Consider the following 16549-nt stretch of genomic DNA (forward strand, 5'->3'; position numbering starts at 1 on the left):
CACCGACTTCAGGCCCGGGCCGGCAGCATGAGCGGCCCGCCCGGGAAGAGAACGATAGGAAACCCCCGTGAAGGCACTTTCGCAGAACCGACGCCATCCCCTGATGGGGCTGGCGCTCCTCCTGCTGGGACTCCTGGTGACCGGCGGACTGTACTCCGTCGCGAGCACCGTGAACCAGGCGCAGGCGGCCACGCAGGTCACCGCGGCCGCCTCGGCTGATGACATCTCCGAGGGCGAGAAGCTCTTCAACGCGAACTGCGCCTCGTGCCACGGCACGGGTGCCGCGGGGGGCCCCTCCGGCCCGTCCCTGATCGGTGTCGGCGCCGCCTCCGTCGACTTCCAGGTGGGCACCGGCCGCATGCCGATGCAGATGAACGGCCCGCAGGCCCAGGTCAAGCCGAACCAGTTCAACGACGAGCAGACGGCCCAGCTCGCCGCCTATGTCGCCTCGCTGGGTGCCGGCCCCGCCGTCCCCGAGGACGAGTACCTGGATGTGAACCACGAGGACGTGGACATCACCCGCGGCGGCGACCTGTTCCGCATCAACTGCGCCATGTGCCACAACGCGGCCGCGGCCGGCGGTGCGCTCACCCGCGGCAAGTACGCCCCCTCTCTGCAGGGCGTGGAGGAGAAGCACATCTACGAGGCCATGGAGACCGGCCCGCAGAACATGCCGGTGTTCTCCGACTCGAACATCAAGCCCGAGGACAAGCGCGACATCATCGCCTACCTGAAGACCATCGAGAACCAGGGCTCCCCCGGCGGCCTCGCCCTCGGCTCGCTCGGCCCCGTCTCCGAGGGCCTGTTCATCTGGACCGCTGGCCTGGCGCTGATCATCGGCTTCATGGTCTGGCTCACCAGCCGGTCCTCCTGATCCCGTCGGCGCAGGCGCGCCGACCACCCGTCATCGACATTCATCACTCGAGTAAAGGAAACAGGACATATGGGCGAGAAAGGCTTTGAAGGGACCGAGCACCGCTCGGATTCCCTCGAGCACGCCGGCGAGGACGCGCCCCGGTACGCGATCGACAACCCGGGCCTGCCTCCGCACCGTCCGCGCCTGGCCGATGAGGATCCGAAGGCTGCGAAGCGCGCCGAGCGTCAGGTCTCGGTCATGTTCCTCATCTCCATCGTGGGCACGGTGCTCTTCTTCATCGGCTACTTCGGTGTGGGGCAGATCGGCAACGGCGAGGCGTTCAGCAAGATCTACCTGCAGAACCTGCTGCTCGGCCTGGGCACCGCCCTCGCCATGTTCGGCATCGGCATCGGCGTGGTGCACTGGGCCAAGACCCTGATGCCCGACCACGAGACCGTGGAGGACCGTCACGAGATCCGCTCGGAGGACGACCGCGTGGCCGCCACCGGGATGATCTCCGAGATCCTGGACGAGTCGCAGATCAAGCGCCGCCCCCTGCTGCGCAACACCCTGATCGGTGCCGCCCTGCTGGCCCCCCTGCCGTTCATCGCCGTGTTCCGCGATCTGGACGACTCGGACAACTTCTCGGATGAGGAGATCCACAACTTCGGTCCGGAGCGTCTGCGTCACACCATGTGGGCCGAGGGCGTGCGCCTCGTGCGCGACCCCACCGGCTCCCCCATCAAGGCCTCGGACGTCACGCTCGGCTCCGCCGTGCACGTCATCCCCGACGGCCTGAACGACCTGGGCCCTGACAAGCTCAACCAGAAGGCCAAGGCCGTCGTCCTGCTCATGCGCCTCGACCCGGCCAAGGTGAAGATCACCCCGGGTCGCGAGGACTGGAACGTGGACGGGATCTTCGCCTACTCCAAGGTCTGCACGCACGTGGGCTGCCCGATCGCCCTGTACGAGCAGCACACCCACCACCTGCTCTGCCCCTGCCACCAGTCGACCTTCGACCTGACGCAGGAGTGCAAGGTCATCTTCGGCCCGGCCAGCCACGCGCTGCCGCAGCTGCCGATCACCGTGGACGATGAGGGCTACCTCGTGGCCCAGAGCGATTTCCATGAGCCCGTCGGGCCTGTCTACTGGGAGCGTGGCTGACACCTATGAGCACCACCGTGAATGAGTTCCAGCCGGCGACCACGACCGGCCGCATCGCCAACTTCGTCGACACTCGCATGGGCATGTCGCCGATCGTGAAGTTCTTCGGCCGCAAGATCTTCCCGGACCACTGGACGTTCATGTTCGGCGAGGTCGCCCTGTACAGCTTCGTCATCCTGCTGCTGTCCGGCGCGTTCCTCACCCTCTTCTTCGACCCCTCCATGTCGGAGGTCGTCTACGACGGGGCCTACGCCCCGCTGCGCGGCATCGAGATGTCCGCGGCCTACGCCTCGACCCTGGACATCTCGTTCGACGTGCGCGGCGGCCTGTTCATGCGCCAGCTGCACCACTGGGCGGCGCTGATGTTCGTGGCGGCCATGTCCGTCCACATGCTGCGCGTGTTCTTCACCGGCGCGTTCCGTCGCCCGCGTGAGCTGAACTGGCTGGTCGGCTGCTTCCTGCTGATGGCCGGCTGGGCCGCCGGCTTCACCGGCTACTCCCTGCCCGACGAGGTGCTCTCCGGCAACGGCCTGCGCATCATCGACGGCATCCTGAAGTCGCTGCCGCTGGTGGGCACGTACCTCTCCGCCTTCTTCTTCGGCGGCGAGTTCCCCGGCCACTCGGTCATCGGCCGCCTGTACGCCCTGCACATCATGATCGTGCCGGCCGCCATCCTGCTGCTGATCGGCATCCACCTGTTCATGGTCGTCGTGCACAAGCACACCCAGTACCCGGGCCCGGGCCGCACCGAGGACAACGTGGTCGGCTACCCGGTGGGCCCCGTGTACGCGGCCAAGGCCGGCGGCTTCTTCTTCATCGTGTTCGGTGTGCTCGCGCTCATCGCCTCCACGGTGACGATCAACGCCAACTGGAACTACGGCCCGTACGATCCGTCCCCGGTGCAGGCCGGCACCCAGCCCGACTGGTACATCGGCGTGTTCGACGGCGCCCTGCGCCTCATGCCGGGCATGATCGGCGACTACTCCTTCCTCTGGAACATCCCGATGCCGTGGGGCTCCTCGGTGTCCCTGCCCATGGGCGTGCTCGTGCCGCTGATCCCGGTCGGCGTCCTGCTCGTCGGCATGTGCACCTGGCCCTGGATCGAGCGGTGGATCACCAAGGACAACACTGAGCACCACCTGCTCGATCGTCCGCGCAACGCCCCGGCCCGCACGGGCATCGGCGTGGCCGCCGTCGTCTGGTACTGCGTCATGTGGGCGGCCGCGTCCTCGGACCTCATCGCCACCCACTTCCACCTCTCCCTGAACGACGTGCTGTACGTGCTGCGCGCGCTGTTCTTCCTCGGCCCGGTGATCGCCTTCATCGTGACCCGCCGCATCTGCCTGTCCCTGCAGCGCAAGGACCGTGAGCTGGTGCTCCACGGCCACGAGGCCGGCGTCATCGAGATGTCCCCCGAGGGCGGCTTCCACGAGCGTCACCGCCAGCTCACCGACTACGAGCTGTACCGCCTGGTGTCCTTCGAGGACCGCCGCCCGGTGCCGGCCATGCCCGGCCGCAACGGCAAGGTGGGCGCGCTGGAGAAGGCCCGTGCCGGCCTGAACCGCATGTTCTACCAGGATCGCGTCGCCCCGGTCTCCCGCGAGGAGCTGGTGGAGGCCCGCACCCACGGCCAGCACGGCCACGAGGAGTCCGCGGTCGAGCTCGAGCACGGCTCGCACGCCCCTCACCTGGATCGCTGATCCCGAGCGGCTGATTCCCTGACGAAGGGCCCCACGCACCATGGTGCGTGGGGCCCTTCGACGTTCCCAGGGTGACCTCGAGGACGCGCTGCCCTGAGCAGCCCCGACGCCGCGGCGCGCATCGGCCCGCATGGACGGCGAAGGGTTCAGGCCCGCCGGTCCCGGGCCACCCCCGTGGGCCTGCCCAGCGTTTCCCGCCAGCCTGGGACGTGCCCGGCCCCTGCTGACGGCCACGTGCCCGGTTCCGGACTCCCAGGTGCCGCGGGCCCGTGCCCGACGGTGTGTCCTGGCGGCGGGGGCTGTCCCGGCAGGGTGGCCATCCGCCACCCCTGGGCCCCGAGATGGACGACGGCCCGGATGCAGGCCACGGCGTCACGGTCAACATGGTGGGCACCGGTGCAGAGCCAAGCCGTACTCCGCTGCACCGATGCACCGATGCACCGATGGTGATGATGAGGCCCATCGCCGCAACCACCGGCCAGCCCTTTCTTCCTGACCGAGGAGCTGTCGACAGTGCGTGGCAGGTGCCCGTGCGGACGCGGCCACGGGCTCTCCGGAGGCCGGGCCGGCCCCGCCCCCTCGGACGGTGCAGAGGGGGCGGAGGGGGCCTCGTCCGGCGCCCACCGAAAGTGTCACCCTCACCTCGCCACGTGGACCGTCACAAGCGACGGCCCTGCTGGCCTGCACCCCGTGCGACTCCCCTGCCCGGTCTCTACGTGACGAGGCTCGTTCCGGCCGCTGAGAGCGGCGTAGGAGTCGCGGGCACGGGCATCAACGGGACGCGCGACGGGACGGCCCATTCAAGTGCCGCCGCGGCACGCAGACGTCGTCATGGGCAGCGCGGTGAGGCGCTCCTGGCGCGCCGCTGACTCTGCGCGGCGGTCGATGCCCGGGCCTACGGAGACCACGAGACAGCGGGACGGGCCACCAGGCGAACCCTTCACCCGGGCACCACGCTTGGCCCCCGAGCGGCGAGTAGGCCGGTCGCCGTGACCGGCCCCGCGGCGCAGGGGCTGGCCGCCGCGACGGCGGGCTGGCCGTACTCAGCTCCCAGGGAAACGCCGCAGGCCGGACCCCCGAGGGGTCCGGCCTGCGGCGTTCGACGACGGCCAGGTCAGTGGGCGTACTTGCCCCGAGAGAACTCGTAGACCCACCCGAAGGTGAAGTAGGCGGCGGCGACGATGCCGATGATGAAGACCCACCAGCCGACGGCCAGGCCGGTCACGATGATCGCGCAGCCCAGGCCGAGGCCCAGCGGCCACCAGCTCCAGGGAGCGAAGGTGCCGTAGGTGCCGGCGTACTCGACGATCTGACCGTCCTCGTCATCTGCAGGGCCGACGCCGTATTTGTGCTCGGCGGCCCGCAGGTACCAGGCGATCATCCAGGACATCGCGCTCAGGGCGTAGAGGGCCGGGATGCCAGCCCACTCAGTCCACTCGATCCAGAATCCGTACAGGGTGCCTGCGGCCACGAAGAACAGGCCGATCACCCAGAAGATGTTCGCTGCGACCTTCACCGGGACACCTTCTCTCCGAAGGCCTCAGACGTGTTCTGAGGCGAGTGCGGGAAGAGCTCCGGGTGGTGCAGATCCAGCGCCGGACGCTCGGAGCGGATGCGCGGCAGGGAGTGGAAGTTGTGCCGCGGCGGCGGGCACGAAGTGGTCCACTCGAGCGAGGCGCCGAAGCCCCACGGGTCGTCCACGGTGACCTTCTTGCCATAGCGCGAGGTGATGTAGACGTTCCAGAAGAACGGGATCAGCGACGCGCCGAGAACGAAGGAGAAGACCGAGGAGAACGCGTTCATCGCCTGGAAGCTGTCCTCCACCATGTAGTCCGCATAGCGGCGGGGCATGCCGATGACGCCGAGCCAGTGCTGGATCAGGAACGTGCCGTGGAAGCCCACGAACAGCAGCCAGAACTGGATCTTGCCGAGACGCTCGTTCAGCATCTTGCCGGTGAACTTGGGCCACCAGAAGAAGAAGCCGGCGAACATCGCGAACACCACGGTGCCGAAGATGACGTAGTGGAAGTGCGCCACGACGAAGTAGGTGTCGGACACCTGGAAGTCCAGGGGCGGCGACGCCAGGATGACGCCGGTCAGGCCACCGAACAGGAAGGTGACCATGAAGCCGAGCGTCCACAGCATCGGGGTCTCGAAGGTGATCGAACCGCGCCACATGGTGCCGATCCAGTTCACGAACTTCACGCCGGTCGGGACCGCGATGAGCATGGTCATCACGGAGAAGAACGGCAGGAGCACGGCGCCGGTCACGTACATGTGGTGCGCCCACACCGTCACGGAGAGCGCGGCGATCGCCGTCGTCGCGAACACGATGGACTTGTAGCCGAAGATCGGCTTGCGGGAGAACACCGGGATGATCTCCGACACGACGCCGAAGAACGGCAGGGCGATGATGTACACCTCGGGGTGGCCGAAGAACCAGAAGAGGTGCTGCCACAGGATGGCGCCGCCGTTCTCCGGGTTGAAGATGTGGCCGCCGAAGCGACGGTCCAGGCCCAGCGCGAAGAGCGCGGAGGCAAACGGCGGGAACGCCATCATGATCAGGATGCTGGTGATGAGCGTGTTCCAGGTGAAGATCGGCATGCGCCACATCGTCATGCCAGGAGCACGCATCGTCAGGATCGTGGTGATGAAGTTGACGCCGCCCATGATCGTGCCGAAGCCCTGGAGGACCAGACCGAACACCCAGAGGTCACCGCCGACGCCCGGCGAGAACGTGGTGTTGGAGAGCGGGGCGTAGGCGAACCAGCCGAACGAGGCCGCACCCTGCGGGGTGAGGAACCCGGCGGTCGCGATGAGGGAGCCGAACAGGAAGAACCAGAACGCCAAGGCGTTCAGACGCGGGAAGGACACGTCCGGAGCACCGATCTGCAGCGGCACCAGCACGTTGGCGAAGCCCGTGAAGAGCGGGGTCGCGAACATGAGCAGCATGAGCGTGCCGTGCATGGTGAACAGCTGGTTGTACTGCTCCTTCGTCTGCAGGATCTGCATGCCGGGCTCGAAGAGCTCCGCGCGGATCATGAGGGCCATGACGCCGCCGATGCAGAAGAAGACGAAGGACGTGATCAGGTACATGTACCCGAGCACCTTGTGGTCGGTCGTCGTCAGCCAGCTGACGACGATCTTGCCCAGCGAACGGGGCACCACACGAGGCTGCGCCTGTGAGCGCACCTCATCCGTTGCGTACTCGTAAGTGGTCATCAGTGGCTACCTCCACCGCGGGGGGTCTGGAGATCGCGCTCCATCGTCCCGGCGCCGTCAGGGTTGTTGTTGGGATTGCGGCTGTACTCGTCGCCCACCTGACCCGGCTCCATCTCCTCGAGGCGCTGGACGAACTCCGCCTCGTCGACGACCTCCACGTTGAAGAGCATCTCGGAGTGGGACTCGCCGCACAGCTCGGCGCACTTGCCGTCGTAGCTGCCCAGCTCCTGGGGGGTCAGGTACAGGTGGTTGGTCTTGCCGGGCACCATGTCGCGCTTCTGGAGGAACTGCGGGATCCAGAAGGAGTGGGCCACGTCACGGGACTTCAGCTCGAAGTGCACCGGCACGTCATTCGGCAGGTACAGGACCGGAAGGGTGTCACGCACGCCCTCGGTGCCGTCCAGCTGGGCCTGGATGCCGGAGTAGTAGGCCTCGATGACCTCGCCGTTCTCCTGCTCGTAGGAGTAGTTGAAGTCCCAGGACCACTGCTTGCCGTACACGGTGACGGTCAGCGGCGAGTCGTCCACGGGGCGGTCGACCTCGGTCTGGACGCGGTCGGTGAAGCCCCAGAAAGTGAAGACCATCAGGATCGGGATGGCCGTGAACATGGTCTCGAGCGGCACATTGTAGGCCGTCTGCTTCGGGAAGCCCTGGTCGTTCTTGCGGCGGCGGTACGCCACCATGCACCAGATCATGGCGCCCCAGGCCAGCAGGCCGACGACCATGGCCGCGATCCAGGAGTTCACCCACAGGTCGGTGAGCTGGGCGTTGTGGTTGGTGGTGTCCCGGGTGCCGGGGTACCAGCCGCGCTGGACCTCTGCCGAACAGCCGGTCAGCACCAGGAGCGCCGTGGTGCCCACGGCACCGGCGGTCCAGCGGCGGCGGGTCCGACGTCCGGCGTCATTCTGTGCTCTCACAGACGGCCTTCCTCTTCATCTCGTGTGCGAGGGGCGTCCCCGCTCCCCCGGCGATTCGGCGGCTTCTCGCAGCGTCCTCGCAGGGAGCACGGGTATGCCCTGATGATTCAGAGCCAGTCTAAGCCGAAACACGCGGATTCTCCGCACCGTGACACGTGCCGATCGTGTCTGGGAGTCGGGTCCGAGCATCCTGGGCGCGGTGCCCGGGCACGACGACGGCGGGCCGGCCGAGGCCGACCCGCCGGTTCGCGGTCCGTGGCGCTCCGGGCGCCCGCAGATCAGTGGAAGGAGTCGCCGCAGGCGCACGAGCCGCCTGCGTTGGGGTTGTCGATCGTGAAGCCCTGCTTCGAGATGGTGTCCTCGAAGTCGATGGTCGCGCCCATGAGGTAGGGCACGCTCATCTTGTCGACGATCACCTCGACCCCGTCGTAGTCACGGACGGTGTCGCCGTCGAGGACGCGCTCGTCGAAGTAGAGCTGGTAGATCAGGCCCGAGCAGCCGCCCGGCTGCACGGCGACGCGCAGCCGCAGGTCCGTGCGGCCCTCCTGCTCGAGCAGCGAGCGCACCTTGCCGGCCGCCACGTCGGTCAGCTCGACCTCGTGCGGGGGCAGGCCCTCGGCGTCCTGGGTCGCGCCGATCTCGACGCCGGTCTCCTCTGCGGACAGAGCCATCGTGACCTCCTCAGATCATGGGGCGCGGACGGGGCCGTCACGCGCGTGTGGTCTCCCGGGCAACACTAGCCGCCCACGGGGCATTCCCGGCCCGCCGCACCGACGGGCCGGGCGGCGCTCACGCCGAGAGCCGCGCGAGCCAGAGCGCCTCGGCCACGACGGCCCGCTGGAAGTCGTCGATGTGCAGCGACTCGTTGGCCGAGTGCGCCCGCGTGTCCGGGTCCTCCACGCCCGTGATGAGGAGGGTGGCCTCCGGGAAGACCTCGGCGAGGTCCGCGGTGAACGGGATGGAGCCGCCCATGCCGATCGCCCGGGGCTCGACGCCCCAGGCGTCCTCCAGGGCGGCCATCATCGCGGCCGCGGCGGGGGCCGAGGTGTCCGTCGTGAACGGCTGACCGAACTCCCCCGCGGTGACCGTGGTCTCCGCGCCGAGCACCGCCGCGGACTGCGCCTCCAGGTGGGTGCGCAGCGCCTCGAAGGCCTCCGCGGGCTCCATGCCGGGGCCCAGGCGCAGCGAGAACTTCGCGCGCGCCGCGGGCTGGATCGTGTTCGAGGACTCCGCGACCGAGGGCGCGTCGATCCCGATGATGCTCAGCGCGGGAGCGTTCCACAGCCGGTCCGCGACCGGGCCGCGGCCGGCCAGGGTCACCCCGTCCAGCACGCCCGCGTCCGCGCGGAAGACGTCCTCGGGGTAGTCCAGGCCCGCGGTCTGCCGCGGCTCGAGGCCGGGCACGGCGACCGCGCCGTCCGCGTCGTGGAGCGTGGCGATCAGCCGCGAGAGCAGGACGACGGCGTCCAGGACCGGCCCGCCGAACATGCCGGAGTGCACGGCGTGGTCGAGCACCCGGACGGTCACCGTGCCGTCCACCAGCCCGCGCAGGGAGGTGGTCAGCGCGGGCTCCCCCACGGCCCAGTTGGACGAGTCCGCGACCACGATCGCGTCGGCGTCGAGGCGCGCCCGGTGCTTCTCCAGGAAGGTGCGGAAGGTGGGCGAGCCGGCCTCCTCCTCGCCCTCGATGAAGACGCGGACGCCGACGCCGGCGTCGGGCAGGACGTCCCGCAGGGCGGCGAGGGCGGCGAGGTGGACCATGATGCCGGCCTTGTCGTCGGCGGCGCCGCGGCCGTACAGCCGCCCGCCGCGCTCGGTGGCCACGAGCGGCGGGGTGTCCCAGAGGTCCTCGTCCCCGAGCGGCTGCACGTCATGATGGGCATACAACAAGACGGTGGGCTTGTCGGAGGCGCCGGGCTTCTCGCCGATCACCGCCGGCCCGCCGGGCCGGTCGTCGTCGCGGGTCTCGGTCACGATCTCCACATCCTGCAGGCCCGCCTCGCGCAGCAGGCCCGCGACAGCCTCGGCGGACCGCTCGAGCTGGGTGCGGTCCGCGGAGTCCCAGGCGATGCCCGGGATCGCCACGAGGTCGGTGAGGGTCTGGAGGGTCGTCGGGAAACGGGCCTCGACGGCCTCACGGACGGCGGAGACGAGGGCCGCGTCCTGCGGCGCACGGGAGGTGATGTCAGTCATGACGGCCAGCGTAGACGGCGGCGGGGCCGAGGGTCGTGCCCCCGGCCGGGCCGGACGCGCCCCACCACTAGACTGGACGGGTGTTCAAGCGAGACAAGACCCCCGAGACCGCGCCCGCCCCCTCGACTCACGGCTCCTCGGCTGCTCCCGCCGAGGGCGCCGTGTCCGGGGCCGCGCCGCGCGACCGCTCGCAGGGCAAGAAGGGCCCGACTCCACGGCGCCGCGACCAGGAGGCCGCGCGCCGTCGCACCCTGGTCCCCGAAGATCGCAAGGCGGCCCGCAAGGCCGAGCGTCAGGCGATGGCCCAGGAGCGGATGCGCCAGCGCGCCGCGCTGGAGACCGGGGACGAGCGCGGCCTCCCGGCACGCGACAAGGGACCGCAGAAGCGCTGGGTCCGTGACTACGTGGACGCGCGCACCGGCATCGGCGAGTGGCTCATGCCCGTCGTCTTCGCCTACGTCCTGCTCATGTTCATCCCCGGCCGCGAGGCGCAGCTGATCCTGATGATCAGCCTGTACGTCCTCGTGGCCCTCGTGCTCATCGAGAGCTTCCTGGTCAGCCGGCACATCAAGAAGGGCCTCACGGAGCGCTTCGGCACGCCGGAGTCCGGGACCGGCTTCTACGGCATCATGCGGGCCCTGCAGTTCCGCCGCCTGCGTCTGCCCAAGCCCCAGGTCAAGCGGGGCGAGTACCCCGCCTGACACGACACCGCGCGACGGCCCGGACCCCGGTGGGTCCGGGCCGTCGCGTCCCCGGCGAGCAGACCGTCAGCCCCGCAGGGACCGGGCCAGCCCGGCGGTGATCCGGCCGGCCCAGAACGGGCCCTCGTAGAGGAACGCGGTGTAGCCCTGGACGAGGTCCGCGCCCGCGTCGAGCCGGGCCTGGACGTCGTCGGCGTCCGTCACGCCGCCCACGCTGACGACGGCGGTGCCCGTCGGCAGCGCCGCCCGCAGGACCTGCAGCACCCGCATCGACCGCTCCTGCAGCGGGGCCCCGGACAGGCCGCCCGCGCCCAGGGCGTCCACGTCGGCACGCGGGGTGCGCAGACCCTCGCGGGAGACGGTCGTGTTGGTCGCGATGACGCCGTCGAGCCCGAGGCGCTCGGCGAGCGCCCCGACGGCGCGCACGTCGTCGTCCGCCAGGTCCGGGGCGATCTTCACGGTCAGTGGCACCCGCCGGCCCGGGACCGCACGGTCGGCCTCCTCGCGCACCGCCGTGAGGATCGGCTCCAGCGCGTCGATCTCCTGCAGCTGGCGCAGCCCCGGCGTGTTCGGGGAGGACACGTTGACCGTCAGGTAGTCGGCGTGGGGCGCGAGCAGGCGGGTCGAGGCCCGGTAGTCGTCCGCCGCGTCCTCGAGCGGGACCACCTTGGTCTTGCCGATGTTCACGCCCAGGACCGGCCGGGTCGGACCGAAGCGGCGCTCCAGGGTCTGCCGGGTCCGCGCCAGGCGGGGGGCGACGGCCGCCGCGCCGTCGTTGTTGAAGCCCATGCGGTTGACCAGCGCCCGGTCGTCCACGAGACGGAACAGTCGGGGCTGCGGGTTGCCGGGCTGCGGCTGCGCCGTGATCGTGCCGACCTCGATGTGGCCGAACCCGAGGTCGGCCAGGGCGGCGGTCCCCCGGCCGTCCTTGTCGAACCCCGCGGCCAGGCCGAAGGGCGTCGGGAACCGCAGGCCCATGACCGTGCGCGCGAGCAGCGGGTCCGGGCGGAAGGCGGCGCGCAGGGCGGCGGACGCCCCGGTGCGCTCGACCAGCCGGATCGCGTCGAAGCCCCGATGGTGCGCCTGCTCCGCGTCCATGCCGCCGAACACGGCACGGAAGAAGGGCGGGTACAGGCGAGGCGCGCGGGAGGTCAGGAGGCCGTCGACGGCGGACTTGGGATCAGGCAGCTGCATGCCCCCATCCTCGCACGGGCCTCCCGCCCGCCCAGGGTCCTCCTAGAGTGGTCGGATGGCCCGTGACCCGATCCAGCCGCCGCCCCCGGACCCCTCCGCCCCGCACGGCGCCCCCGCCGGCGGACCGACGGAGGAGGACACCCGCCCGTTCCTCGACGACCCGCCGGGCCTGGGCTGGGTCCCGGACGGACTGCCGGGCTTCGAACGATGCACCCTCGGCCTCGACACCGATGAACAAGGACAGAACCTTGTCACAGTGGTGCGTCCGCGCACCGACGCCCCCCGTGACCCGGCCCGCCGGCCCATCCTCTCGGTGCACGGCTGGAGCGACTACTTCTACAACGCCCCGCTCGCCCACGCGTTCGAGGCCGCCGGCTACGCCTTCCACGCCGTCGACCTCCGCCACTACGGCCGCTCGCTGCGCGCGGGACAGACGCCCGGCTGGACGGACGACCTGACCCGCTACGACGCGGACCTCGAGGCCGCGTTCGAGACCATCGCCCAGGATCACCCGCTGCCGCCCATCCTCATGGGACACTCCACCGGCGGGCTGATCGCCGCGCTGTGGGCGGACCGGAATCCCGGCCGCCTCGCCGCGCTCGTGCTCAACAGCCCATGGCTGGAGATGCAGGGCAGCGCGGGGGTGCGCCTGCTGGCGAAGTCCATCGTGGGGCCCGTCTCCGCCATGAAGCCCTACGCCATGCTCACGCTGCCGCGCATCGACCACTACTGGCGCACCCTCTCGGACCAGGCCGAGGGCGAATGGGACCTGCACCCGCTCTGGCGTCCCCCGCACGCGTTCGAGGTGCCGGCCGCCTGGCTGAGCGCGGTCCTCTCGGGGCACCGGGCCGTGGCCGGGCGGCTCGACGTCTCCGTGCCGATCCTCGTGCTCGTCTCCGCGCGCGGGCATCGGGGCACGTCCTACGGCGAGGCGATGCTGACCTCGGACATCGTCCTGGACCCCGACGCCATGGCCCGCCGCTCCCTGCGGCTCGGCGACCGGGTGACCGTCCACCGGCTCCCCGACGCGCTGCACGACGTGTTCGCCTCCCCCGCGTCGGTGCGCGAGGCGGCCGGTGCCGCGACGCTCACGTGGCTGGGCGCCTACGCGCCGCCGTCGGCGTCCGAGGCCGAGTCCGGCGCGCCGGACGACGGTGCCGGCTGAGGGGTGTCCACGGCGCCGCCGTAGCGGCGGTCCCGTCGGGCGTAGGTCTCGACGGCGGCCCACAGGGTCCGCCGGTCGACGTCCGGCCACAGCACGTCCAGGAACAGCAGCTCCGCGTAGGCGGACTGCCACAGCAGGTAGTTGGACAGGCGCTGCTCCCCCGAGGTCCGCAGGAACAGGTCCACGTCCGGGACGACGTCGACGTCCTGACCCGTGCGGAAACCGCGGTCGAGGTAGCGGGTGATGACGTCCTCGCTGATCTCCCCCGGCCGCATCCGGCCGGCCCGGACCTCTTCGGCGATCGCCTGGACGCCGTCCAGGATCTCGGCCCGGCTGCCGTAGTTCACGCACATGTGCAGGGTGGTGCCGGTGTTGTGGCGCGTGAGCTCCTCGGCCTCCTGCAGCTCCCGGATCACGGGGGTCCAGAGGCGCGGGGCCCGCCCGTTCCACCGGATCCGCGCGTTCCACGAGTGCAGGGTGTCCCGCTGCCGGCGCAGCACGTCCCGGGAGAAGCCCATGAGGAAGCGCACCTCCTCCGCCGAGCGCCGCCAGTTCTCGGTGGAGAACGCATACGCGGACACGTGGCCGATCCCCAGCTCCACCGCCCCGGCGACGACGTCCAGCAGCGCCGCCTCGCCGGCCCGATGGCCCTCGGTGCGGGGCAGGCCGCGCTGGTTGGCCCACCGTCCGTTGCCGTCCATCACGATCGCCACGTGCCGGGGCACGAAACGCGGGTCGATCCGCGGGGCGACCGCACCCGAGGGGTGCGGCGGTGGGGGCTGCGGGGCTCGGTCGGCGCTCATGGTCTCCTCTCGACGCGCGGGGCGGGGAGGCCGAGGTCCTGGTCCAGGACGGACAGGGACACCAGGCGCCGCTCGGCGTGGAACTGCAGGTACGCCGCCACGATACCGGCCGCCTCGCGGCGGGCGGGGGCCCCGGAGGCGTCCGCGGTGGCCCAGTCCCCCGCCGCGAGGGCCGAGAGCAGGTCGAAGGTCTCCGGGGCCGGGTGAGCGGCACCGGGTGGCCTGCACTCGGGGCAGACGGCCCCGCCGAGGCCCACGTGCAGTGCCGTGTGCGGGCCGGGGGCGCCGCAGCGGGCGCACCGGTCGAAGGTCGGGGCCCAGCCGGCCTGGGCGAGCGCGCGCAGCAGGAACGAGTGCAGGATCAGGCGCGGGTCGTGCGCGCCGCGGGCCAGCGCGGCCAGCGCGCCGTGGAACAGGCGGTACTGGGCGCGCCGGCCGTCGTCGTCGACCGCGGGGACCCGCTCGACGGCCTCGGCGAGGGCGCCGGCGACGGTGTAGGCGTCGTAGTCGGCGGCCAGCATCGTTGCGTACGGGTGCAGCAGCTGCGCCTGGCTCACGGTGTGCAGCTCCCCCCGGCCGCGTGCGAGCTGGAGCGTGGAGTGCATGAACGGCTCCACCACCGAGCCCAGCCGGGAGGAGGTCTTGCGCACCCCCTTGGCCACGGCCCGGACCAGGCCGTGCTCGGGGGTGAGCGCCTCGATGATGCGATCGGCCTCCCCCAGACGGTGGGTGCGCAGCACGATGGCCTCGGTGCGGAACGAGTTCGCCGCGTAGCCGCCGTGCCGCGCACCCCGCCGGGAGGAGCCGGAGCCGCTCACGCGCGCAGGGCGCGGTTCACCGCGGACACCACGGCCTTCAGCGAGGCGGTGGTGGTGTTGTGGTCCAGGCCGACGCCCCAGAGGACACGGTCGCCCACGGCCGCCTCCACGTAGGCGGCGGCCATGGCCGCGCCGCCCTCGGACAGTGCGTGCTCGGAGTAGTCGAGCACGCGGACGTCCACGCCCTCCTCGCCGAGGATGCGCAGGAACGCGTCGATCGGGCCGTTGCCCTGCGCCGTGCGGGTCTGCGTGACGCCGTCGACCTCGAGCTCGGCCTCCATCCGGAACGCGCCGTCCTCGCCGGAGGCCGAGGAGACCGAGCGGAGCCGGTAGCGGCCCCACTGCGCCTCCGCCGCGTCGGCGGGCAGATACTCGTCCTGGAACACGCGCCACAGGTCGGCGCCGGAGACCTCGCCGCCCTGGGCGTCGGCCAGATCCTGGATGACGTGGGAGAACTCGATCTGCGCGCGGCGCGGCAGGTCCAGGTTGTGCTCGGACTTGAGCAGGTAGGCGACGCCGCCCTTGCCGGACTGCGAGTTCACGCGGATGACGGCTTCGTACGAGCGGCCGATGTCCTTCGGGTCGATGGGCAGGTACGGCACGGCCCACGGGATGCCGTCCACGTCCGTGCCGGCCGCCTTCGCGTCGACCTCCATCGCCTCGAAGCCCTTCTTGATGGCGTCCTGGTGGGAGCCGGAGAAGGCCGTGAAGACGAGGTCGCCGCCCCAGGGCGAGCGCTCGGGCACGGCCAGCTGGTTGCAGTACTCGACCGTGCGCTTGATGTGGTCCATGTCGGAGAAGTCGATCATGGGGTCGATGCCCTGCGAGTACAGGTTCATGCCCAGCGTCACCAGGTCGACGTTGCCGGTGCGCTCGCCGTTGCCGAACAGGCACCCCTCGATGCGGTCCGCCCCGGCCAGGTAGCCCAGCTCGGCGGCGGCCACGCCCGTGCCGCGGTCGTTGTGCGGGTGCAGGGAGAGGATGAGCGAGTCGCGGTGCTCCAGGTTGCGGTGCATCCACTCGATCGAGTCGGCGTACACGTTCGGGGTGGACATCTCCACCGTCGCCGGCAGGTTCAGGATCATCTTGCGGTCGGTGGAGGCCTCCAGGACCGTGGCCACCTCGTCCGAGATGCGCCGGGCGAACTCGAGCTCGGTGCCCGTGTAGGACTCGGGCGAGTACTCGTAGGTGATCTGCGTGCCCCTCAGCTGCTCCTCGAACTTCTTCACCAGGCGCGCGCCGGAGGTCGCGATGTCCACGATCCCGTCCTCGTCCTGCCGGAACACCACGCGGCGCTGCAGCACCGACGTCGAATTGTACAGGTGCACGATGGCCCGGTCGGCGCCCTCGAGCGCCTCGAAGGTGCGCTCGATCAGGTGCTCACGGGACTGGGTGAGGACCTGGATGGTGACGTCGTCCGGGATGTGGTCGCCCTCGATGAGCTGACGGACGAAGTCGTAGTCGGTCTGCGAGGCGGACGGGAAGCCGACCTCGATCTCCTTGAAGCCCATGCCGACGAGCAGCTGGAACATGCGCAGCTTGCGCTCGGGGCCCATGGGGTCGATCAGGGCCTGGTTGCCGTCGCGCAGGTCCACGGCGCACCACAGCGGCGCCTTCTCGATGACCTTGTCCGGCCAGGTGCGGTCCGGCAGGGCGACCTCGATCTGGTCCTGGAACGGGACGTACTTGTGGAACTTCATCCCCGACGACTTCTGCAGGTGGGCGCTCATGCGTGTTCTCCCTCGACGTGCGCGCGGCGGGCGCGCGAAAGGTGGGTGGTCGGTGGCCGGACCGGGAGGTCAGGGACTCCGCACGG

Annotated in this window: 14 protein-coding genes; 5 read left to right on the forward strand and 9 right to left on the reverse strand. The window is 70.6% G+C overall.

What is annotated here, in order from left to right; all coding sequences use genetic code 11:
- Nucleotides 1–67 precede the first annotated feature (67 nt).
- The 3 genes from qcrC to qcrB all read left to right on the forward strand — a co-directional run bounded on the left by qcrC (nt 68) and on the right by qcrB (nt 3720).
- Nucleotides 68–874, forward strand: coding sequence for a cytochrome bc1 complex diheme cytochrome c subunit (gene qcrC / locus ACTSKS_RS03705; protein ID WP_036315101.1), 807 nt, complete (start codon nt 68–70; stop codon nt 872–874).
- A 69-nt stretch (nt 875–943) separates the two neighbouring features.
- On the forward strand, nt 944–2020 hold the full coding sequence (gene qcrA, locus ACTSKS_RS03710; RefSeq protein WP_036384754.1) for a cytochrome bc1 complex Rieske iron-sulfur subunit: 1077 nt from the start codon (nt 944–946) through the stop codon (nt 2018–2020).
- 5 nt (nt 2021–2025) lie between these two features.
- Nucleotides 2026–3720 (forward strand): cytochrome bc1 complex cytochrome b subunit, encoded by a 1695-nt coding sequence (gene qcrB, locus ACTSKS_RS03715; RefSeq protein ID WP_036384751.1) that lies wholly within the window; start codon nt 2026–2028, stop codon nt 3718–3720.
- A gap of 1114 nt (nt 3721–4834) precedes the next feature.
- Here qcrB and ACTSKS_RS03720 read toward each other — a convergent pair.
- From ACTSKS_RS03720 to ACTSKS_RS03740, 5 genes are all read right to left on the reverse strand, one after another.
- Nucleotides 4835–5236, reverse strand: a complete 402-nt coding sequence (locus ACTSKS_RS03720) for a cytochrome c oxidase subunit 4 (protein WP_036384748.1) — start codon at nt 5234–5236, stop codon at nt 4835–4837.
- The gene (gene ctaD, locus ACTSKS_RS03725; RefSeq protein WP_052007134.1) at nt 5233–6942 is read right to left on the reverse strand and encodes an aa3-type cytochrome oxidase subunit I; all 1710 of its coding nucleotides are present in this window, start codon (nt 6940–6942) and stop codon (nt 5233–5235) included. The genes ACTSKS_RS03720 and ctaD overlap by 4 nt, the downstream gene beginning before the upstream one ends.
- Nucleotides 6942–7859, reverse strand: a complete 918-nt coding sequence (gene ctaC / locus ACTSKS_RS03730) for an aa3-type cytochrome oxidase subunit II (protein ID WP_036336539.1) — start codon at nt 7857–7859, stop codon at nt 6942–6944. The genes ctaD and ctaC overlap by 1 nt, the downstream gene beginning before the upstream one ends.
- 278 nt (nt 7860–8137) lie before the next feature.
- Nucleotides 8138–8530: an iron-sulfur cluster insertion protein ErpA gene (gene erpA, locus ACTSKS_RS03735; RefSeq protein ID WP_002854644.1), complete on the reverse strand. Its 393-nt coding sequence runs from the start codon at nt 8528–8530 to the stop codon at nt 8138–8140.
- A 118-nt stretch (nt 8531–8648) separates the two neighbouring features.
- A complete protein-coding gene (locus ACTSKS_RS03740) occupies nt 8649–10052 on the reverse strand; it encodes a dipeptidase (protein WP_036384731.1) in 1404 nt (467 codons plus the stop codon).
- An 80-nt stretch (nt 10053–10132) separates the two neighbouring features.
- Here ACTSKS_RS03740 and ACTSKS_RS03745 point away from each other — a divergent pair, with 80 nt between their 5' ends.
- On the forward strand, nt 10133–10753 hold the full coding sequence (locus ACTSKS_RS03745; RefSeq protein ID WP_036384729.1) for a DUF3043 domain-containing protein: 621 nt from the start codon (nt 10133–10135) through the stop codon (nt 10751–10753).
- Between the two features lie 66 nt (nt 10754–10819).
- Here ACTSKS_RS03745 and ACTSKS_RS03750 read toward each other — a convergent pair whose 3' ends face one another.
- Nucleotides 10820–11947, reverse strand: coding sequence for a quinone-dependent dihydroorotate dehydrogenase (locus ACTSKS_RS03750; protein ID WP_442927301.1), 1128 nt, complete (start codon nt 11945–11947; stop codon nt 10820–10822).
- A gap of 55 nt (nt 11948–12002) precedes the next feature.
- Here ACTSKS_RS03750 and ACTSKS_RS03755 point away from each other — a divergent pair, with 55 nt between their 5' ends.
- Nucleotides 12003–13112: an alpha/beta hydrolase gene (locus ACTSKS_RS03755; RefSeq protein ID WP_442927302.1), complete on the forward strand. Its 1110-nt coding sequence runs from the start codon at nt 12003–12005 to the stop codon at nt 13110–13112.
- On the opposite strand, the gene uppS is transcribed toward ACTSKS_RS03755, so the two are convergent.
- Genes uppS through leuA form a run of 3 tightly spaced genes read right to left on the reverse strand, consistent with a single transcriptional unit; the run spans nt 13052 to nt 16463 of the window.
- Nucleotides 13052–13915: a polyprenyl diphosphate synthase gene (gene uppS / locus ACTSKS_RS03760; protein WP_442927303.1), complete on the reverse strand. Its 864-nt coding sequence runs from the start codon at nt 13913–13915 to the stop codon at nt 13052–13054. The genes ACTSKS_RS03755 and uppS overlap by 61 nt on opposite strands.
- Nucleotides 13912–14733, reverse strand: a complete 822-nt coding sequence (recO, locus tag ACTSKS_RS03765; protein ID WP_101967656.1) for a DNA repair protein RecO — start codon at nt 14731–14733, stop codon at nt 13912–13914. The genes uppS and recO overlap by 4 nt, the downstream gene beginning before the upstream one ends.
- Nucleotides 14730–16463 (reverse strand): 2-isopropylmalate synthase, encoded by a 1734-nt coding sequence (leuA, locus tag ACTSKS_RS03770; protein WP_101967655.1) that lies wholly within the window; start codon nt 16461–16463, stop codon nt 14730–14732. Before leuA ends, recO begins: the two co-directional genes overlap by 4 nt.
- Nucleotides 16464–16549: the final 86 nt, after the last annotated feature.

This window comes from Micrococcus sp. TCR-5 (assembly GCF_052220525.1).
Classification (GTDB): domain Bacteria; phylum Actinomycetota; class Actinomycetes; order Actinomycetales; family Micrococcaceae; genus Micrococcus; species Micrococcus luteus.